This is a genomic window from Roseateles paludis (assembly GCF_039872745.1).
Taxonomy (GTDB): domain Bacteria; phylum Pseudomonadota; class Gammaproteobacteria; order Burkholderiales; family Burkholderiaceae_C; genus Pelomonas; species Pelomonas paludis.
Map to the genome: position 1 here is coordinate 35,408 of NZ_JBDPZD010000005.1, position 19,452 is coordinate 54,859.

At 68.1% G+C, this 19,452-nt stretch carries 14 protein-coding genes and 1 pseudogene; 12 read left to right on the plus strand and 3 right to left on the minus strand.

The window, feature by feature from the left end:
* Positions 1–9 precede the first annotated feature (9 nt).
* Positions 10–1,380 carry a DUF3422 family protein gene (locus tag ABDJ85_RS15790; protein WP_347705757.1) on the minus strand — a complete coding sequence of 457 codons (1,371 nt, stop codon included), beginning with the start codon at positions 1,378–1,380 and terminating at the stop codon, positions 10–12.
* 61 nt (positions 1,381–1,441) lie between these two features.
* On the opposite strand from ABDJ85_RS15790, the gene ABDJ85_RS15795 reads away from it, so the two are divergent.
* Positions 1,442–2,575 (plus strand): beta-ketoacyl-ACP synthase III, encoded by a 1,134-nt coding sequence (locus ABDJ85_RS15795; protein ID WP_347705758.1) that lies wholly within the window; start codon positions 1,442–1,444, stop codon positions 2,573–2,575.
* A gap of 22 nt (positions 2,576–2,597) precedes the next feature.
* Here the strand turns inward: ABDJ85_RS15795 and ABDJ85_RS15800 are convergent, their stop codons facing one another.
* Entirely contained in the window at positions 2,598–4,136 is a 1,539-nt protein-coding gene (locus ABDJ85_RS15800; RefSeq protein ID WP_347705759.1) for a methyl-accepting chemotaxis protein, read from the minus strand.
* Between the two features lie 176 nt (positions 4,137–4,312).
* On the opposite strand from ABDJ85_RS15800, the gene sbcB reads away from it, so the two are divergent.
* Positions 4,313–5,746: an exodeoxyribonuclease I gene (sbcB, locus tag ABDJ85_RS15805; protein WP_347705760.1), complete on the plus strand. Its 1,434-nt coding sequence runs from the start codon at positions 4,313–4,315 to the stop codon at positions 5,744–5,746.
* A gap of 7 nt (positions 5,747–5,753) precedes the next feature.
* On the opposite strand, the gene fabI is transcribed toward sbcB, so the two are convergent.
* Positions 5,754–6,536, minus strand: coding sequence for an enoyl-ACP reductase FabI (fabI, locus tag ABDJ85_RS15810; protein ID WP_347705761.1), 783 nt, complete (start codon positions 6,534–6,536; stop codon positions 5,754–5,756).
* Positions 6,537–6,761: 225 nt separating this feature from the next.
* Between fabI and rimP the strand changes: the two are divergent.
* From rimP to dusA, 10 genes and pseudogenes are all read left to right on the plus strand, one after another.
* Positions 6,762–7,253, plus strand: a pseudogene (rimP, locus tag ABDJ85_RS15815) (ribosome maturation factor RimP); the annotation flags it as partial.
* Positions 7,254–7,381: 128 nt separating this feature from the next.
* Complete coding sequence (nusA, locus tag ABDJ85_RS15820; protein WP_347705763.1) at positions 7,382–8,860, plus strand: transcription termination factor NusA; 1,479 nt, start codon at positions 7,382–7,384, stop codon at positions 8,858–8,860.
* A 59-nt stretch (positions 8,861–8,919) separates the two neighbouring features.
* Positions 8,920–11,916, plus strand: a complete 2,997-nt coding sequence (gene infB, locus ABDJ85_RS15825; RefSeq protein WP_347705764.1) for a translation initiation factor IF-2 — start codon at positions 8,920–8,922, stop codon at positions 11,914–11,916.
* A gap of 72 nt (positions 11,917–11,988) precedes the next feature.
* Positions 11,989–12,369: a 30S ribosome-binding factor RbfA gene (rbfA, locus tag ABDJ85_RS15830; RefSeq protein WP_347705765.1), complete on the plus strand. Its 381-nt coding sequence runs from the start codon at positions 11,989–11,991 to the stop codon at positions 12,367–12,369.
* On the plus strand, positions 12,362–13,354 hold the full coding sequence (gene truB / locus ABDJ85_RS15835; RefSeq protein ID WP_347705766.1) for a tRNA pseudouridine(55) synthase TruB: 993 nt from the start codon (positions 12,362–12,364) through the stop codon (positions 13,352–13,354). Before rbfA ends, truB begins: the two co-directional genes overlap by 8 nt.
* 14 nt (positions 13,355–13,368) lie before the next feature.
* A complete protein-coding gene (typA, locus tag ABDJ85_RS15840; RefSeq protein WP_347705767.1) occupies positions 13,369–15,204 on the plus strand; it encodes a translational GTPase TypA in 1,836 nt (611 codons plus the stop codon).
* Between the two features lie 87 nt (positions 15,205–15,291).
* Entirely contained in the window at positions 15,292–16,179 is an 888-nt protein-coding gene (locus ABDJ85_RS15845; RefSeq protein WP_347705768.1) for a DMT family transporter, read from the plus strand.
* An 11-nt stretch (positions 16,180–16,190) separates the two neighbouring features.
* Positions 16,191–17,306, plus strand: a complete 1,116-nt coding sequence (locus tag ABDJ85_RS15850; protein ID WP_347705769.1) for an enoyl-CoA hydratase/isomerase family protein — start codon at positions 16,191–16,193, stop codon at positions 17,304–17,306.
* 101 nt (positions 17,307–17,407) lie between these two features.
* The gene (locus ABDJ85_RS15855) at positions 17,408–18,421 is read left to right on the plus strand and encodes a hypothetical protein (RefSeq protein WP_347705770.1); all 1,014 of its coding nucleotides are present in this window, start codon (positions 17,408–17,410) and stop codon (positions 18,419–18,421) included.
* 63 nt (positions 18,422–18,484) lie between these two features.
* Positions 18,485–19,441 (plus strand): tRNA dihydrouridine(20/20a) synthase DusA, encoded by a 957-nt coding sequence (dusA, locus tag ABDJ85_RS15860; RefSeq protein WP_347705960.1) that lies wholly within the window; start codon positions 18,485–18,487, stop codon positions 19,439–19,441.
* The last annotated feature ends 11 nt before the right edge of the window (positions 19,442–19,452 follow it).

Consider the following 19,452-nt stretch of genomic DNA (forward strand, 5'->3'; position numbering starts at 1 on the left):
TGTGGGTGACTATGCCGCAGGCCCATGCCCGAAGAAGCGGCGATGAATACGGCGAGTTGTCCACCAAACGCCGGCCAGCACCAGCGGGATGGCGATGCCGGCGCTGAGCTCGGGGCTCAGCGGCCACCAGCCCTGCAGCTTGAGCGCCTTGAACACGTAGAGCAGCAGGCTGACCACGTAATAGGTGATGGCGGCGATGGAGAGCCCCTCCACCGTGGCCTGCATGCGCAACTGGGTGCTCTGGCCTTCGGAGAGCTGGGTCAGCAGCGCCTGGCTGCGCAGGTCGGTGGCGATGTCGACGCGGGTGCGGAGCAAGGCGCTGGCGCGTTCGATGCGGCGGGACAGGTCGGTCAGTCGCTGGGCCGTGAGTGCCACGGTGGCCATTGCGGGTGACAGCCGGCGCTGCATGAATTCGCCCAGGGTCTGCGCGGCGCCCGACTTGCCCTCGTGCAGCTCGGCGATGCGGTTCTGGACGAGGGCGTGGTAGGCCTCGGTGGCGTTGAAGCGATATTGGTGCTCGGCGGTCAGGTGCTCGACCCGGGCGGCCAGCGCGATGAGCTCGTCCAGCAAGGCGTCGGCCGAGGTGTCACGCTGGTGCAGGCGCTCGGTGATGCTGGCCAGGCCCGCTTCCACGCGGCCCAGCAGGGGGCCCAGCGCCTTGGCCACGGGCAGGGCGCGCAGGGCCATCAGGCGGTAGGTCTCGATTTCCAGCAAGCGCTGCGCGATGCGGCCGGCGCGGGTCTCGGAGGTGGCGTGTTCGGCGATGACGACCATGTGCTCCCAGCCGGTGGGGCGCAGCTGGAAGTCCGTCACCACGACGGAGTGCCCCTGACCCTGCACGGCCCCCATCACCGAAGCCACGATGGGGCTGTCGTCGAACCAGGTGCGCGCGTCGGCCACCACCTTGCCCGGCGAGCCCAGGTGCTGCTCCAGCAGCACCAGCTTGAGGGCGGCAAAGGTGCGCCCCGGCACGTCGCGCAGCCAGTCTGCCGTCACGGCTGGGGGCAGGGCGTCGAGGCTCTCGGGCGTGGCGTCCAGACCCTCGGGCAGGGCCTGCACGACCGAGTAGCGGGTGAACTCCGTGTGGCGCTCCCACTTGACCGAAAAGCCCTCGAAGTTGAGCCGCAGGAAATTGGCCCCCAGGGCCTCGGGGGGCAGCGCCTCCTGGCCGGGCAGGCGGCACAGGTGGGCGTGCTCGTCGGCGCGGGCAACGCCCTCGTTGAGCACGGCCACATAGTGGACGACGACGGGCAGCTTCAGGCTGGCCGAGGGCCGGGCGTGGACCTCGTTGTGCAGGGTCTGGCGCAGCGGGTCGTCGGGAGGGAGTAGGGAATCCTGGCGCATGGAAAACACGGGGGCAGCTTCGAATACGGCCGACATGGTGCCTCGATAAACTGAAAACTCATGCCAGGCGCGGCCCTTGTGGGGCTTGAAAGGATGTATGCAAGCTTCATTCCCAGGTGTGGTGATCAGCGGCTCCGGCTTGTTCCGGCCGGCCGACGTCATCACCAATGACGAGTTGGTGACGGCCTTCAACGCGTATGCAGACCGCCAGAACGCGCTGCACGCGGACGCGATTGCGGCCGGCACGCACCAGGCGCTGACGCATTCCAGCGTCGAGTTCATCGAGAAAGCCTCGGGCATCCGCCAGCGCTTCGTGCTGGAGAAATCCGGCGTGCTGGATCCGACCCGGATGTACCCGCGCTTTGAACCCCGGGGTGATGATCAGCTCTCGCTGATGGCCGAGATTGCCGTCGATGCCGCCCGGCAGGCGCTGGCCGACGCCGGCGTGGCGGGCGAGCAGGTGGACGCGGTTATCTGTGCCTCGGCCAATATGCAGCGGGCCTACCCGGCCATGGCCATCGAGATCCAGCAGGCCCTGGGCGCACGTGGCTTTGGTTTCGACATGAATGTGGCCTGCTCGTCGGCCACCTTCGCCATCGAGCAGGCGACCAATGCCTTGCGCTGCGGCACGGCGCGCTGCGTGGTGGTGGTCAACCCCGAGATCACCTCGGCCCACCTGGAGTGGCGCGACCGGGACTGCCATTTCATCTTTGGCGACGTGTGCACCGCGCTCGTGCTGCAGCGGGCTGACGACGTGCCGGCCGGCCGCGGCTTCGAGGTGCTGGGCACGCAGTTGGTGACCCAGTTCAGCAACAACATCCGCAACAACTTCGGCTTCATGAACCGCGCCGAAGACCGCGACCCGGCGGACCGGGACCTGACTTTCTACCAAGAGGGCCGCAAGGTCTTCAAGGAAGTGGTGCCCATGGCAGCGGCCCACATCGAGGCGCACCTGGCGGCGCTCGGCCAGGCACCGGCCCAGGTGCGGCGCTTCTGGCTGCACCAGGCCAACCAGGGCATGAATCAGCTCGTGATCAAGAAACTGGTCGGGGCCGATGCCGGCAGCGACGTGGCGCCGCTGATCCTTGACCGCTACGCCAACACAGCCTCGGCGGGCTCGGTGATCGCTTTCCACGAGCACCGCAGCGACCTGCAGGCCGGCGACCTGGGTGTGATCTGCTCGTTTGGCGCCGGCTATTCGATCGGCAGCGTGGTGGTGCGCAAGCGCTGAGGCCCTCGGGCGGCCCTCAGGCTCAAAGGCGGAAGCGGGCCACCAGCTCGGTCAGCCGCTTCGCCTGGTGCTTGAGGCTCTCGGCTGCCGCCGCGTTCTCCTCCACCAGCGCAGCGTTTTGCTGGGTCATGCGGTCCAGGCTGGACACGGCCGAGCTGATCTGCCCGATGCCATTGCTTTGCTCCTGGCTTGCGGCGTTGATCTCGCTGATCAGCTCGCTGACGCGCTCGACCTCGGTGACGATGCCCGACACCGTGTTGCCGGCGTCCGTCACCTGGGCGGAGCCGGCCTCCACCTTGCCCATGCTGTCGCCGATCAGGGCCTTGATCTCGCGTGCGGCGTCGGCGCTGCGCTGTGCCAGCGCACGCACCTCGCTGGCCACCACCGCGAAGCCGCGCCCTTGCTCGCCGGCCCGGGCTGCCTCCACCGCAGCATTCAGCGCCAGGATGTTGGTCTGGAAGGCAATGCTGTCGATGACACCGATGATGCTGGCGATCTTGCTGGCGCTGGTCGAGATCTCGCCCATGGTGCCCACCACGCGCGCCACGGCCTCGCCACCGCGCGCCGCCACATGGGCCGCATGCTGCGCCAGGTCGGCCGCGCGCCCGGCGGTGTCGGCATTGCCCCGCACATTGGCCGTCATCTCTTCCAGCGCCGAGCTGGTCTGCTCCAGGCTGCTGGCCTGCTCTTCGGTGCGCTGACTCAGGTGAAGGCCGCCGCCGGCAATCTCGGTTGACCCCTGGGCGATGGAGTCTGCGCTGGCGCGCACCTCGCTGACGATGCCCGACAACTCCTCGCTCATGCGCTGCAGCGACTGCAGCAGCTTGGCCGTTTCGTCGCTGCCGCGGGTGTCGAGGCTCAGCGTCAGGTCGCCGTCGGCCACGGTCTCGGCAGCCTGCATGGCCGCCGCCAGCGGGCGGGTGATGCTGCGCCCCACCCAGAAATTGATGCTCAGCAGCAGGCTTGCGCCCAGCACGGCTGCGGCTACCAGGGTCAGTCGCGCACGCTCGGCGCGGGCGTCGCTTTGCTGCTGCGTTTGCTTTTCATGGCGCTCGATCAGGTCACTGAGGGCCGCCATGTCCTCTTCCAAGGTCTTGAAGTCCTTGACGAAGCCTGGCAGCCGGGCCTCGGCGGCGGGGCGGTCGCTCCTGGCCAGGTTCACCACCTCGTTGGCGCTGGCGATATAGGCATTCAATTTCACCTGCGTCTGGCGCACGCCTTCGGTGACCTCGGTGCTCAGCTGTGCCGCACGCAGAGACTCCATGTGCTGCTGGAACTCGGCCGAGTGCTCCTGTATCTCCTTGCGCATGGCCTCGACCTCGTCGGCCTGGCCCTTGCTGGCCGCGTAAAGGGCGCCCATCACATCGCTGCGCAGGGTGTCGTGCATCATGTCCGCTTCCATCTGGTGCCGCAGGGCAGAGCTGGCTTGGGACTGCTGCTCCGACGACTGCGTCATCTGCGACAGCGCGAAATACCCCACCGCGCTGACCGCCACCACCAGTGCCAGCCCCAGCAGGCTGAGCCCCAGCAGCCGCCGCCGGACATCCCACCCGGCGATCACGGCAGGCCCCCGTCACGGCAGGCGGTCGCGCCAGAGCTTGCAAGCGCATACGGTGCACGCCTCATCGTCGTCCTCCAGAGCAGGCGGTTAGGGCAACCATAGCGGCCCCGCGTCCATCTGCCAAGCCAGCGGCCCCCAAGCCGGTGGCGGCCGGGCCGGTGATATCGTGGCCGACCATGCGGGACATGAGCTTCTTCTGGCACGACTACGAAACCTTCGGCCGTGTGCCGCGTCGGGACCGTCCCGCCCAGTTCGCCGGCCTACGCACCGACGCGGACCTGAACCCGATCGGCGAGCCGGTGATGCTGTTCTGCCAGCCCGCGCCCGACTTCCTGCCTGACCCCGAGGCTTGTTTGCTCACCGGCATCCTGCCGCAGCACTGCCTGGCCCAGGGCGTGCCGGAGCATGAATTCGCCGCGCGCATCGAGGCTGAGCTGGCTGCACCGGGCACCGTGGGGGTGGGCTACAACTCCATCCGCTTTGACGACGAGGTCACGCGCTTCCTGTTCTGGCGCAACCTCATCGACCCCTATGCCCGCGAGTGGCAGAACGACTGCGGCCGCTGGGATTTGCTCGACGTCATGCGTTGCGCCTTTGCGCTGCGCCCTGATGGTCTGGAGTGGCCCACGCACGAGGATGGCCGCCCGAGCTTCAAGCTGGAGCACCTCACCGCCGCCAACGGCCTGATGCACGAGGACGCCCACGACGCCCTGGCCGACGTGCGCGCCACGGTCGATCTGGCCCGCAAGCTGAAAAGCGCCCAGCCCAAGCTGTGGGAGTTCTGCCTGCGTCTGCGCAAGAAGGAGGCGGTGTGGGCCGAGATCGGCGTGGGTCGGCCCTTCCTGCACGTGTCTGGCATGTACCCGGCCGAGCGCGGCGGGCTGGCCCTGGTCTGGCCGCTGGCGCCGCACCCCACCAACAAGAACGAGCTGATCGTCTGGGACTGCGCGGCGGATCCGGCCGCGCTGCTGGACCTGAAGGCGGCCGACATCCGCCAGCGCATGTTCACGCGTCAGGAGGATCTGCCCGAAGGCGTCTCACGGCTGCCCATCAAGACCATCCACGTCAACAAGTCGCCCATCGTGCTGGGCAAGTTGCCCAGCCCCGAGATCACCGAGCGCTGGGGGCTGGACCGTGCCCAGGGGCTGCGCCATGCCGAGTTGCTGGCGCAGAAAGGGCGGCTGCTCGACGGGCTGTGGCCCGAGGTGTTCGAGCGCGAGCCCTTGCCGCCGCAGGACGTCGATGAGGACCTCTACGGCGGCTTTGTCGGCAACGACGACCGCCGGGGCCTGCAGCGCGTGCGTGCGCTGTCGCCGCAGGAACTGGCCGACCGCGCCGCCCAGGGCAAGCTGGCCTTCCAGGACGAGCGGCTGGACGAGATCGTGTTCCGCTACCGGGCGCGCAACTTCCCCGGCACGCTCTCAAGCACCGAGCGGGCGCGCTGGCAGGCGCATTGCACGGCACGGCTGCACGACGGTGTCGGCGGCGCGCAGACCTTGACGGCCTATATGGACAAGCTAGACCAGCTTGGCGAGGCTGCCGACGACCGGGGGCAGGAGATCCTCGGTGCGCTCTACGACTACGCGGAGCAGATCGCGCCCGAGGCTTGAGGCACGTTTACGGCGCGTCGGCCAGCGCGGTGTGGCTGAAGCCGCCGTCCACATAGACGATTTCGGCGCTGACACCACTGGCCAGGTCCGACAGTAGGAAGGCGGCCGTGTTGCCGACGTCCTCGATCGTCACGTTGCGGCGGATGGGCGCCTGGTTGGCGAACTGGGACAGCAGCTTGCCGAAGTCCTTGATGCCCGAGGCCGCCAGGGTCTTGATCGGGCCGGCCGAGATGCCGTTGACCCGCACGCCCTTGTCGCCCAGCGCCACCGCCAGGTAGCGCACGCTGGCTTCCAGGCTGGCCTTGGCCAGGCCCATGGTGTTGTAGTTGGGCACTGTGCGCAGGGCGCCCAGGTAGGACAGGGTCAGCAGCGAGGCGCCCTGGCGCAGGCGCGGCGCTGCCAGCTTGGCCATGGCCGGGAAGCTGTAGGCCGAGATGTCGTGCGCGATGCGGAAGTTCTCGCGCGTCATCCCATCCAGGAAGTTGCCGGCGATGGCGTCGCGCGGCGCAAAGCCGATGGAGTGGACAAAACCGTCGAACTCCGGCCACACCTCGCCCAGTTGGCCGAACAAGGCTTCGAGCTGCTCGTCGGTGGTCACGTCGCAGTCGAACACCAGCTTGGAGCCGAACTCGGCTGCAAACTCGGAGATCCGATCCTTGAAGCGTTCGCCCTGGTAGCTGAAGGCCAGCTCAGCGCCCTCGCGGTGGCAAGCCTGGGCGATGCCGTAGGCGATAGAGCGGTTGGACAGCAGGCCAGTGATCAGCAGCCGCTTGCCGGCGAGAAAGCCCATCGAAGTCTCCTTGGGAAATCAGTGGGCGGCGATTCTGTCATGCCAAGCGACAAACGCTGGCGCGACCTTGCCGGCATGGCACTTGCATAGTACAATCCGAGCTTCGCTGGACGCCGGGTTTCCCTTGCAAACCTTGGTGGGCGCAGTGAAACGTTGCGATTTGAAGCGATGGGCGGAATCTTCCAGCCCATTTTTTTTGCTTGAACTTTTTTAGACCTGCCCTGGATGACCTGGTCAACCGCCGTTGAAACCACTGTGACCGGCCTCGGTTACGAGCTCGTGGACTGCGAACGCAGCGCGGGTGGTTTGCTGCGCGTCACGATCGACAAATTGCCTGAACAAGCCCTGGCGGGCGAGCTGATCACGGTAGACGACTGCGAGCGCGTCACGCGCCAATTGCAGTACGTGCTTGAGGTCGAGGCCTACGAGTATGCGCGCCTGGAGGTGTCGTCGCCGGGTTTGGACCGTCCGCTGCGAAATGGCGGGCATTACGCACGTTTTGTCGGCCAAACCATTGATGTGACGCTGAAGGCGCCCTTCCAGGGACGCAAGCGCTATCGCGGCGTGCTGGTGCAGCAGCCTGGCGTCGAGAGCGACCAGGCCTGGCGCCTGGAGTTCGACGACCAGGGGCTCGATTTCACGCTCGACGAAGTGCGTGACGCCAAGCTGGTGCCGGTCATCAGTTTCCAGGGTCGGGGCGGCGCGCCGGCCCCCGACCGCAAGCCGGGCCAGCGTGGCCCGATCAAGCCCGCAGGTGCTGCTGCGGCCAAGAAGAAATCCAAGGCTTCGACTTCCAACGCGAAGTCGAAGCAAAGCCTCGAGAAGACTGACGGAGATCCTGACCAATGAACCGCGAAATGTTGATGCTGGTGGATGCCATCTCGCGCGAAAAGAGCGTGGAGCGCGACGTCGTGTTCGGCGCGGTGGAAGCGGCACTGGCCTCCGCTACCAAGAAGTTCTACGGCGGCGAAGCCGACATTCGCGTCAGCGTGGATCGTGAGTCCGGCGACTACGAGACCTTCCGCCGCTGGCATGTGGTGCCCAACGAGGCCGGCCTGCAGAACCCCGACTCCGAAATCCTGCTTTTCGAAGCCCAGGAGCAGATTGCCGACATCGAGGTCGATGACCACATCGAGGAACCTGTCGAGTCCGTGCCCATCGGCCGCATCGGCGCCCAGGCTGCCAAGCAGGTCATCCTGCAGAAGATCCGTGATGCCGAGCGCGAGCAACTGCTCAACGACTTCATGTCGCGCGGCGAGCGCATCATGGTGGGCACCGTCAAACGCCTCGACAAGGGCGACATCATTGTGGAGTCGGGCCGCGTTGAAGGCCGCCTGCGCCGCAACGAGATGATCGCCAAGGAAAACCTGCGCAGCGGTGACCGCGTGCGCGCCGTGATCCTGGGCGTGGACCCGACCCAGCGCGGCCCGCAGATCATGCTGTCGCGCTCCAGCCCCGAGTTCATGAAGGAACTCTTCGCCCAGGAAGTGCCCGAGATCGAGCAAGGCCTGCTGGAGATCAAGAGCTGCGCCCGGGACTCCGGCAGCCGCGCCAAGATCGCCGTGCTGAGCCACGATCGCCGCGTCGACCCCATCGGCACCTGCGTCGGTGTGCGCGGTGCGCGTGTCAATGCCGTCACCACCGAACTGGCCGGTGAGCGCGTCGACATCGTGCTCTGGAGCGAAGACCCGGCCCAGTTCGTGATCGGCGCGCTGGCGCCTGCCAATGTGCAGTCCATCGTGGTTGACGAGGAGCGCCACGCCATGGACGTGGTGGTGGACGAGGAAAACCTCGCCATCGCCATTGGCCGCGGCGGCCAGAACGTGCGGCTCGCGTCCGAGCTGACCGGCTGGCGCATCAACATCATGTCGGCGGAAGAATCGGCCGCCAAGCAGGAGCAGGAAACCGTTGGCACCCGCACGCTCTTCATCGAGAAGCTCGATGTGGACGCCGAAGTGGCTGACATCCTGATCGCCGAAGGCTTCACCAGCCTCGAAGAGGTGGCCTATGTCCCGATGCAGGAAATGCTCGAGATCGAGGCCTTCGACGAAGAGACCGTCACCGAGCTGCGCACCCGCGCCAAGGACGCGCTGCTGACGCTGGAAATCGCCCGCGAAGAGAAGGTCGAGGAAGTCTCCCAGGACCTGCGTGACCTCGAAGGCGTGACGCCGGAGCTGATCGCCAAGCTGGCGGACGGCGGCATCCACACCCGTGACGACCTGGCTGACCTCGCGGTTGACGAGCTCGTCGAGATCGCCGCCATGGACGAGTCGGCCGCCAAGGCTCTCATCATGAAGGCGCGCGAACACTGGTTCAACGCTTGATCCAGACGAGCCCCGCAAGCCACACGCCGCCGCACCGACGCATAAACAAGGATTCCACAATGGCTGTGACAACCGTCGCCCAATTCGCTGCCGAGCTGAACAAGCCGGTCAGCACGCTGCTGGAGCAGCTGCAAGCCGCGGGCGTCAAGAAGTCCTCCGTCGACGACGCGCTCAGCGAGGTCGACAAGGAGCGCTTGCTCGATCACCTGCGCAGTGCCCACGGCACCGCCGGCACCGAGCGCAAGAAGATCACCCTGGTCAAGAAGTCGACGACCGAGATCAAGCAGGCCGATGCCTCCGGCAAGGCACGCACCATCCAGGTTGAGGTTCGCAAAAAGCGCACCTTCGTCAAGCGTGACGATGCGCCGGCCGTGGAAGAGGTTGCCGCCGGCCCCGACGAGGCCGAACTGCGCCGCCAGGAAGAGGAAGCTCAAGCCCAAGCCGCTGCACTGCGCGCCCAGGAAGAAGAGCTGGCCGCCAAGGTGCGTGCTCGTGAAGACGCCGAGCGCGCCGCCCGCGAAGCGGCCGAGGCCGCCGCCAAGGCTGCGGCTGAAGCGGCCGCCCAGGCAGCTGCCGAGGCCGCTGCTGCATCCGCTGCCGAGCCGGCTGAAACCCAGCCCAGTGCTGACGACGCCGCGCAAACGCGCAGCCGCGCCGCTGCTGCCGCAGCCGCAGAAGCCGCTGCACTTAACAAGGCCTCCTCGCGCCGCAAGACCGCAGCTGCTGCTGCGGACGAGCCGGCGGCAGCGCCCGCGCCGGTGGCTGAGCCCGAGGCTGCAGCGGCGCCCGCCGCCGTGGCGCCCGTGCCTGTTGAGCCGCCCAAGCCGCAACTGCGCGTGGTCAAGGCCGTGGACGCTGCGGCCGAGGAAAAGCAAAAGGCTGCCGACCTGGTGCGCCGCCGCAAGGCCGCCGAGGACGAGGCCGCCCGCATCCGCGCCATGATGAACGCGCCCAAGAAGGTGCTCGTCGCGGCCAAGAAGGAAGAACCCAAGCCGGCCGAGGCCGCACCGGGCATCAAGGGCACCATCCACAAGAAGGCGGGCGCTCCGGCCCCCGCTGGTGCTGCGGGTGCCGGCAAGCCCGGCGACAAGAAGTCCGTCAAGTCGGAAAAGCTGTCGTCCAGCTGGGCCGACGATGCCGCCAAGAAGCGCGGCCTCAAGACCATCGGTGCCGGCCCGGGCGCCGGCCGTCCGGGTGGCGGAGCCAACTGGCGCGCCCCCGCACGCGGCGGCCGCGGTGGCCGTGGCGGCCGCGAGGATGGCCAGTCCAACTTCACGCCGCCGGCCGAGCAGCAGATCATCGAAGTCCATGTGCCCGAGACCATCTCGGTCGCTGACCTCGCGCACAAGATGTCGGTCAAGGCCGCAGAGGTCATCAAGAAGCTGATGCAGCTGGGCCAGATGGTCACCATCAACCAGCAGCTGGACCAGGAAACGGCCATGATCGTGGTCGAGGAAATGGGCCACAAGGCCACGCCGGCCAAGTTGGACGACCCCGATGCCTTCCTCGAAGAAGAGGGCACGGCGGCCGAGCAGCAGCACGAGGCACTGCCGCGTGCACCGGTCGTCACCGTCATGGGTCACGTCGACCACGGCAAGACCTCGCTGCTGGACTACATCCGCCGCAGCCGCGTGGCCGCAGGCGAAGCCGGCGGCATCACCCAGCACATCGGCGCCTACCACGTGGACACCCCGCGCGGCATGGTCACCTTCCTCGACACCCCGGGTCACGAGGCCTTCACGGCCATGCGTGCACGCGGTGCCAAGGCCACCGACATCGTCATCCTCGTCTGCGCCGCTGACGACGGTGTGATGCCGCAAACCAAGGAAGCCATCCACCACGCCAAGGCGGCGGGCGTGCCCATCGTGGTCGCCATGACCAAGATCGACAAGCCCGAAGCCAATGTGGACCGCGTCAAGAGCGAGCTGGTCGCTGAAGAGGTCGTGCCTGAAGACTTCGGTGGTGATTCGCCCTTCGTCGGCGTGTCGTCCAAGACCGGCCAGGGTGTGGACGAACTGCTGGAGCAAGTGCTGCTGCAGGCCGAAGTGCTGGAGCTGACGTCGCCGGTCGCCTCGCTGGCCAAGGGCCTCGTGATCGAAGCCCAGCTCGACAAGGGCCGCGGCCCCGTGGCCACCGTGCTGGTGCAGTCGGGCACGCTCAAGCGTGGTGACGTGGTGCTGGCCGGTTCCACCTACGGCCGCGTGCGCGCCATGCTGGACGAGAACGGCAAGCCCACCACCGAGGCTGGCCCGTCCATCCCGGTTGAGATCCAGGGCCTCTCGGACGTGCCGCTGGCTGGCGACGAATTCATGGTGCTGGCCGACGAGCGCCGTGCCCGTGAGGTTGCCACCTTCCGTCAAGGCAAGTACCGCGACGTCAAGCTGGCCAAGCAGCAGGCCGCCAAGCTGGAGAACATGTTCGACAACATGGGCGAAGGCCAGGCGCAGACCCTGCCGCTCATCATCAAGGCCGACGTGCAAGGCTCGCAGGAAGCGCTCGCCGCCTCGCTTCTCAAGCTCAGCAATGCCGAGGTCAAGGTGCAGATCGTCCACGCGGCGGTCGGTGGCATCAGTGAGAGCGACGTCAACCTGGCGCTGGCCTCCAAGGCCGTCATCATCGGCTTCAATGTGCGGGCCGATGCTGGTGCGCGCAAGCTGGCCGAAGGCAATGCCGTGGACCTGCGCTACTACAACATCATCTACGACGCCGTGGACGATGTGACCAAGGCCATGTCCGGCATGCTGGCGCCCGAGCAGCGCGAAGAGGCACTCGGCACCGCCGAGATCCGCCTGGTCTTCGTGGCTTCCAAGATCGGCACGGTCGCCGGCTCGATGGTCACCTCGGGCTTGGTGCGCCGCAACGCGCGCTTCCGCCTGCTGCGCGACAACATCGTCATCTACACCGGCGAGGTCGAATCCGTCCGCCGCGAGAAGGACGACGTGCGCGAGGTCAAGGAAGGCTTCGAGTGCGGTATCAAGCTCAAGAACGTCACCGACATCGCCGAGGGCGATCAGCTCGAGTTCTTCGAAATCAAGGAAGTCGCGCGCACGCTCTGACGCCGCCCACCCTCAACACAACCCCGCCCTCATCAAGAGGGGGCGGGGTTTGTTCTTTGAGACCCACGCCCCATGAGACACAAGCGCTCCACCCCCAACCGCAGCTTCCGCGTGGCCGACCAGATCCAGCGTGATCTGGCCGAGCTGATCCGCGAGCTCAAGGACCCGCGCATTGGCATGGTCACGCTCTCCAGCGTGGAGGTGACGCCCGACTACGCGCACGCCAAGGTGTTCTTCTCGGTGCTGGTGGGCGACACCGCCGCCACGCAGACGGCGCTGAACGAAGCGGCCGGCTTCCTGCGCAATGGCCTCTTCAAGCGGCTGCAGATCCACACCGTGCCCAGCCTGCACTTCCAGTTCGACCGCACCACCGAGCGGGCGGCCGAAATGAGCAGCCTCATCAGCCAGGCCAATGCCAGCCGCGCGCTGGACGCCGAGGAGCCCAATGACTGAGGTGCTGGCACCCGCCACGCCGCCCGTCGCCTTGACGCGCAGCGGTCGCCCGCGCATCCAGCGCCGGGCGCTGCATGGCGTGCTGCTGCTGGACAAGCCGCTGGGCCTGTCCAGCAACGACGCGCTGCAAAAGGCCAAGTGGCTGCTGCGCGCCGAAAAGGCCGGCCACACCGGCACGCTCGACCCGCTCGCCACCGGCCTGCTGCCGCTGTGCTTTGGGGCGGCCACCAAGTTCAGCCAGCTCAGCCTGGAAGCTGACAAGCGCTACCTCGCCACCCTGGCGCTGGGCGTGCGCACCAGCACCGGCGATGCTGAAGGCGAGGTGCTGGAGCGCCGCGACGCCGATGGCATCAGCCGTGAGCAGATCGCCGCCGCCTGCCAGGCCTTCACCGGCGAGATCGAGCAGGTTCCGCCCATGCACTCGGCCCTCAAGCACGAGGGCAAGGCGCTGTACGAATACGCCCGCCAGGGTGTCGAGATCGAACGCCAGCCGCGCCGCGTGACGATTCACGAGATCGCCATCGTCGAGATGCATGCTGGCACCGTGACGCTGGACGTTCGCTGCAGCAAAGGCACCTACATCCGCACCCTGGCCGAAGACATCGGCACGCGGCTGGGTTGCGGTGCCTCGCTCGCGGCCTTGCGCCGCACCGGCAGTGGCGCCTTGAGCCTGCAAGGCGCCATCACCCTGGCGCAGATCGAGGCCTTGCCCGATGCGGCGCGCGCCGGCCTGCTGCAGTCGCCCGACTGCCTGCTGGCCAGCGCCCCCGAGCTGCGCCTGAGCGCCTTGGACGCCGCACGCTTTCTGTCCGGCCAGCGCCGCCGTGTCTCTGCACCGGACGCTGCCAGCGTGCGCGTCTATGGCCCCGAGCCCCGCGCCTTCCTGGGCAGCGCCCACATCACCGCCGGCGAGCTGATCGCCGACCGCCTGCTCACGCCGCCCGAAGTGGCAGCCCTGCTGGCTACCCCCGAATCTGAATCCTGACGAGAAGTTCTCCCATGAGCACCCCGATCCGCAACATCGCCATCATTGCCCACGTTGACCATGGCAAGACCACCATGGTTGACCAACTGCTCCGCCAGAGCGGCACCTTCGCCGACCATGAAAAGGTCGTCGACACCGTGATGGACAGCAATGCCATCGAGCGCGAGCGCGGCATCACCATCCTGGCCAAGAACTGCGCCGTCTCCTGGGGCGGCACCCACATCAACATCGTCGACACCCCCGGGCACGCGGACTTCGGTGGCGAGGTGGAGCGCGCGCTCTCGATGGTCGACGGCGTGGTGCTGCTGATCGATGCGCAAGAAGGCCCGATGCCCCAGACCCGCTTCGTCACCAAGAAGGCCCTGGCCCTCGGCCTGCGCCCCATCGTGGTGGTGAACAAGGTGGACAAGCCCGGTGCCAAGTGCGATGCCGTCGTCAATGCCGCCTTTGACCTCTTTGACAAGCTCGGCGCCACCGACGAGCAGCTCGACTTCCCCGTCGTCTATGCCTCCGGCATCAATGGCTGGACCTCGCTGACCGAGGGCGCGCCGGGCGAGCAGTGGGGCCCCGACATGTCGGCCCTGTTCGAGACCATCCTCAAGCACGTCCCGGCTCAGTCCGGCGACCCGGCCGCGCCGCTGCAACTGCAGATCTCGGCGCTCGATTTCTCCACCTTCGTCGGCCGCATTGGCGTGGGCCGCATCAGCCAGGGCACCATCAAGCCGGGCATGCAGGTCACCGTCATGGAAGGCCCGGACGGCAAGTCCGTCAATGGCCGCATCAACCAGGTGCTGACCTTCCACGGCCTGGACCGCGTGCAGGTCACTGAAGCCGGCCCCGGCAACATCGTGCTGATCAACGGCATCGAGGACATCGGCATCGGCGTGACCGTGACCGACCCGGCCAACCCCCAGCCGCTGCCCATGCTCAAGGTGGACGAGCCCACGCTGACCATGAACTTCTGCGTCAACACCAGCCCGCTGGCCGGCCGCGAAGGCAAGTACGTCACCAGCCGCCAGATCTGGGACCGCCTGCAAAAGGAACTGCAGCACAACGTGGCCCTGCGCGTCTCCGAGACCGGCGAGGACGGCGTCTTCGAGGTCTGCGGCCGGGGCGAACTGCACCTGACCATCCTGCTGGAAAACATGCGCCGTGAGGGCTACGAGCTGGCTGTCTCCAAGCCGCGCGTGATGTTCAAGGACATCGACGGCGTCAAGAGCGAGCCCATGGAGCTGGTGACCGCTGACGTCGAAGAAATCCACCAAGGCGGCGTGATGCAGGCGCTGGGCCTGCGCAAGGGCGACTTGATCAACATGGAACCCGATGGCCACGGCCGCGTGCGCCTGGAGTACCGCATCCCGGCGCGTGGCCTGATCGGCTTTGCCAATGAGTTCATGAACCTGACGCGTGGCTCGGGCCTGATCTCCTCCATCTTCGACGGCTACGAAGCCCACAAGGGCGAGATCGGCGGCCGCAAGAACGGCGTGTTGATTTCCATGGACGCGGGCGAAATCTTCACCTACGCGCTGGGCAAGCTCGACGACCGTGGCCGCATGTTCGTCAAGCCCAATGACCCCGTCTACGAAGGCATGATCGTCGGCATCCACAGCCGCGACAACGACCTCGTCGTCAACGCCACGCGCACCAAGCAGCTGACCAACTTCCGTGTGTCGGGCAAGGAAGACGCCATCAAGATCACGCCCCCCATCGAGCTGACGCTCGAGTACGGCGTGGACTTCATCGACGACGATGAACTCGTCGAGATCACGCCCAAGAGCGTGCGGGTGCGCAAGCGCCACCTGAGCGAGAACGACCGCAAGCGCGCTGCGCGCGAGAACTCGGGCAGCTGATTCCTGCTGGCTCATGAGCCCCGCTCGGCCGCCCGAAGGGGCTCATTCCCGCACGGCGGGACAGTGCGAAGCACGAAGGGTGCACCCGTGACCCATCGCGCAGCGGTTGGGCTGATGCTGCTCGTCACGCTGCTCTGGAGCAGCGCGGGCGTCGTCAGCCGGCAGTTGCAGCAGGCGCAGGGCTTTGAGGTGACCTTCTGGCGCAGTGCCTTCACGGCGCTGGCGCTGGTGCCGCTGCTGCTGTGGCTGCGCGGGCGCGCGCTGCTGGTGGCCTTGCGTACTGGCGGTTGGCCGCTCTGGGCCTCGGGCGTGTTCTGGGCGCTGCAGTTCAGCGCCTTCATGCTGGCCTTGACGATGACGACCGTGGCCAATGTGCTGGTCACCATGTCGCTCGGCCCCTTGCTCACGGCGCTGTTTGCGCGCAGCTTCCTGCACCAGAGGCTGGCCGCTCGCACTTGGTTCGCCATCCTGCTGGCCAGCGTTGGCATTGGCTGGATGTTTGCGCAGCAGGCGCAGCTGGGGCAGGGCTGGCAAGGCATGCTGGTGGCGCTCTTGGTGCCGCTGGGCGCGGCCGCCAACTGGTGTTTGCTGCAGGCCGTGGCCGCGCGTAGCCACGGGCAGCCCGGCACGGACATGCTGCCCGCCGTGCTGCTGGGCGCCTTGATCAGCGCCGTGTGCCTGCTGCCGCTGGCCTGGCCCCTGCGCGCCAACGCACAGGACCTGGCCTGGCTCAGCAGCCTGGGCCTCTTTCAGCTCGCCGTGCCCTGCCTGCTGGTGGTGCACCTGATGCGCGTGCTGCCCGCCCACGAGGTGGCGCTGCTCGGGCAGATGGAGACCCTGCTCGGCGTGCTGTGGGCTTGGGCTTTTGCCGGCGAAACTCCGGGCCCTGCAGCGCTGGGCGGCGCGGCGCTTGTGCTGCTCGCCCTGGCGCTGAATGAACTGCTGGCCCCCCGCACGCCGCCCCTTCAAGCCTGAAGCCCTTCGCCATGAACGACCTGATCCCGCCCCTCAGCTCGCAAGGCCAGATCCTGGCCCACGTCAACGGCTGCCTCGGCGTCATCACCCTGAACCGGCCCGAGGCGCTCAATGCCCTGAGCCTGGCCATGGTGCGCGACATGACCGTGCTGCTGCGCCACTGGGCCAGCGACCCGCGCGTGCAGGCCGTGGTGATGCTGGGCGCGCCGCGCCCGGGCAAGGGCCCGGTGTTCTGCGCCGGGGGTGACATCCGCTTCATGCACGGCGCCGTGCTGCGCGGCGACCCCGATCTCGACGCCTTCTTCACCGAGGAATACCGCCTCGACCACCTGATCCACAGCTACGCCAAGCCCACGCTCGCGCTGATGGAAGGCTTTGTGATGGGCGGCGGCATGGGCATCAGCCAAGGCGCCAAGCTGCGCGTGCTGACCGAGCACTCGCGCCTGGCCATGCCCGAGACGCGCATCGGCCTCTTCCCCGACGTCGGGGCGGGCTGGTTCCTCGGCCAATGCCCCGGCCATATCGGCGAGTGGCTGGCCCTCACTGGCACCGCCATCGCCTGCGACGACGCCATCGAGTGGGGCCTGGGCGATGTCTACGTGCAAAGCCAGCACATGCCCGGCCTCATCGAGGCCCTGTGCCACGGCGCCCAGCCCAGCGCCGAGCACGTGGTGGCCACCGTGATGGAGCGGGCCGACCTGGCCCCCCCGTCCAACCCGGACACCGCGCTCGAGCGCATCGACCGCCACTTTGGCCAGCCCAGCGTGGCGGCCATCCTGGACTCGCTGCAAAGCGACCCCAACGACTGGGCCCAGGCTACGCTCCAGCAGCTGCGGACCCTGTGCCCCACGCTGCTTTCTGTCAGCCTGGCGCGCCTGCGCCGTGCGCGGGGCCTGACCCTGGCCCAGCAGCTGCGCGCCGAGCGCGACACCATGCACCACTGCTTCCACGCCCGCCCGCCCGAGCGCTGCGACGCCGTTGAGGGCATCCGCGCCCTGGCCATCGACAAGGACCACCAACCCCGCTGGCAGCCCGCCCGCCTGGCCGAGGTGGACAGCGCCGAGGTCGAGGCCTTCCTCACCAGCCCCTGGGCGCCGGACGCCCACCCCCTGGCCGACCTGGGCTGATCACCGCCGATCCCTGACTCACGGGGCGCTGCTGTTGCCCTGTCCGGGCGCCGCCCGTTTTCGCGTTGGTGTGTTCACCACCCCACCGAAAGCGCCCCGCCATGCCACCCCTGCGCCCTGCGTCACTCGCCCTTGCGCTCCTGCTGACCCTGCTCGCCAGCCCCGCCCAGGCTGGCCGCGCGCAGGCCGGCGCCAACATCGGCACCTGGTCCACCTGGAACCTCGACGCCGCCCGCGCTGAAGGCCAAAGCTGGCGTGACGGCGCCCCGCTCGGCAGCGTGCTCAGCGTTGGCACCCCGCTGGATGACGTGGCCCACGGCAGCCTGCGGGTTGATGACGGCGCCCACAGCGCCGCCATCACGCTCGATGCCAGCGGCCTGCTCCAGCCGCTGCCGGGTGCCGCCGCCCAGCCCTTTGGTGGTCGCATCGCGGTGCAGAGCGACCTGGACGCCGGCCGGCTCACGCTCCAGTCCAGCAGCCAGCGCGCGGCCTATGCCGCCGGCCTCGGCACGCGCGAGGCCTATGGGTCCAACTACGGCTGGGCCGAGCTGTTTGAGACCTTCGAAGTCGTCTACGCCATTGACCGTGCCGAGCCCATCAACGTCCAGCTCCAGATGCGCGTGAACGGCACGGTGCTGGCCGACGGCAGCGACAGCGGCCGCGTCGGCGGTGCCCAGGCCTACCTGCACCTGGCCGGTGTCGATACCGGCGAGTCCCACCTCTACCTCGACCCCGTCTGGCGCAGCGAGACCTCGGTGGCCGGTGAGACCCTCAGCTTCAGCGGCGCCCTGCAGCCCGGCGGCTGCAGCGTCGCCCGGGGCCTGTGCAGCGGCTTCATCAGCCTCTACGCCGCGCTGGATGTGCGCTCCCGGCAGCCGAGCGACGGCGTCATCAGCGCCCAAAACGGCGGCACCCTGGACCTGGACTTCGCCGGCCAGCTCGGCCTCAGCGTCAGCCCCGGCGTCACCTTGCTGCGGATGCAGGGCGATGCCGTGCTGCCCGCCGTCGCCTGGGCCAACGTGGCGGCCGTGCCCGAGCCGGCGTCTGCCGCGCTGTGGGCGCTGGGCCTGGTGTTGATCCCGGCCTACCGCACAGCGCGCCGCAGGGCTCCATAAGACAATCGCGGGGTGAGCCTCAGCCCCCCGACGTTTTCCCCCTGGCGCCTGTCCGTCGCGCCCATGATGGACTGGACCGACCGGCATTGCCGCTACTTCCACCGCCTCATCACCCGCCACGCGCTGCTCTACACCGAGATGGTGACGACCGGCGCCTTGATCCATGGCGACCAGCCGCGCCACCTCGACTTCAACTCCGAGGAGCACCCAGTGGCGCTGCAACTGGGCGGCAGCGAGCCCGAGGACTTGGCCACCTGCGCGCGTCTGGCCGAGCGCTGGGGCTATGACGAGGTCAACCTCAACTGCGGCTGCCCCAGCGAGCGCGTGCAGCGCGGCGCCTTTGGGGCCTGCCTGATGGCCGAGCCGCAGCTGGTGGCCGATTGCGTCAAGGCCATGCGCGACGCCACGCGCCTGCCCGTCACCGTCAAGCACCGCATTGGCATCGACAAGATCGAGCGCTACGAGTTTGTGCGCGACTTTGTCGGCACCGTGGCCGCAGCGGGCTGCGAGGTCTTCATCGTCCACGCTCGCAATGCCTGGCTGCAGGGCCTCAGCCCCAAGGAGAACCGCGAGATCCCGCCGCTGCGCTACGAGCTGGTGGCCCAGCTCAAGCGCGACTTCCCGCAGCTCACCATCGCCCTCAATGGCGGCATCAAGACGCCCGATCAGATCGCCGAGCAACTGGCCCTAGTGGACGGCGTGATGGTCGGCCGCGAGGCCTATCACGAGCCCTGGTCCATGGCGCAGTGGGACTCGCGCTTCTTCGGCGCGCCCGACCCGGCCACGTCGCGCGAGCAGGTCGAGGACGCCTGGCTGGCTTACCTGGACCGGCTGCATGCGGCGGGCACGCCCTGGTCCCACGCCATGCGCCACGCGCTGGGCCTCTGGAATGGCACGCCCGGCAGCCGCCGCTGGCGCCAGATCTGGAGCGACCATCGCTTGAAGACCCTGGCCCCGCGCGAGGTGGCCCGCCAGGCCACCGAGGCCCGGCTCGGCGCCGTGGTGCGCCAGGCGGCCTGAGACGCTGCGCC

Excerpts from the sequence above, each read along its gene's own strand:
- ABDJ85_RS15790 (WP_347705757.1), bottom strand. The coding sequence starts at position 1,380 with ATGTCGGCCGTATTCGAAGCTGCCCCCGTGTTTTCCATGCGCCAGGAT.
- ABDJ85_RS15795 (WP_347705758.1), top strand. The coding sequence starts at position 1,442 with ATGCAAGCTTCATTCCCAGGTGTGGTGATCAGCGGCTCCGGCTTGTTC.
- sbcB (WP_347705760.1), top strand. The coding sequence starts at position 4,313 with ATGCGGGACATGAGCTTCTTCTGGCACGACTACGAAACCTTCGGCCGT.
- fabI (WP_347705761.1), bottom strand. The coding sequence starts at position 6,536 with ATGGGCTTTCTCGCCGGCAAGCGGCTGCTGATCACTGGCCTGCTGTCC.
- nusA (WP_347705763.1), top strand. The coding sequence starts at position 7,382 with ATGAACCGCGAAATGTTGATGCTGGTGGATGCCATCTCGCGCGAAAAG.
- infB (WP_347705764.1), top strand. The coding sequence starts at position 8,920 with ATGGCTGTGACAACCGTCGCCCAATTCGCTGCCGAGCTGAACAAGCCG.
- rbfA (WP_347705765.1), top strand. The coding sequence starts at position 11,989 with ATGAGACACAAGCGCTCCACCCCCAACCGCAGCTTCCGCGTGGCCGAC.
- truB (WP_347705766.1), top strand. The coding sequence starts at position 12,362 with ATGACTGAGGTGCTGGCACCCGCCACGCCGCCCGTCGCCTTGACGCGC.
- typA (WP_347705767.1), top strand. The coding sequence starts at position 13,369 with ATGAGCACCCCGATCCGCAACATCGCCATCATTGCCCACGTTGACCAT.
- ABDJ85_RS15850 (WP_347705769.1), top strand. The coding sequence starts at position 16,191 with ATGAACGACCTGATCCCGCCCCTCAGCTCGCAAGGCCAGATCCTGGCC.
- ABDJ85_RS15855 (WP_347705770.1), top strand. The coding sequence starts at position 17,408 with ATGCCACCCCTGCGCCCTGCGTCACTCGCCCTTGCGCTCCTGCTGACC.
- dusA (WP_347705960.1), top strand. The coding sequence starts at position 18,485 with ATGATGGACTGGACCGACCGGCATTGCCGCTACTTCCACCGCCTCATC.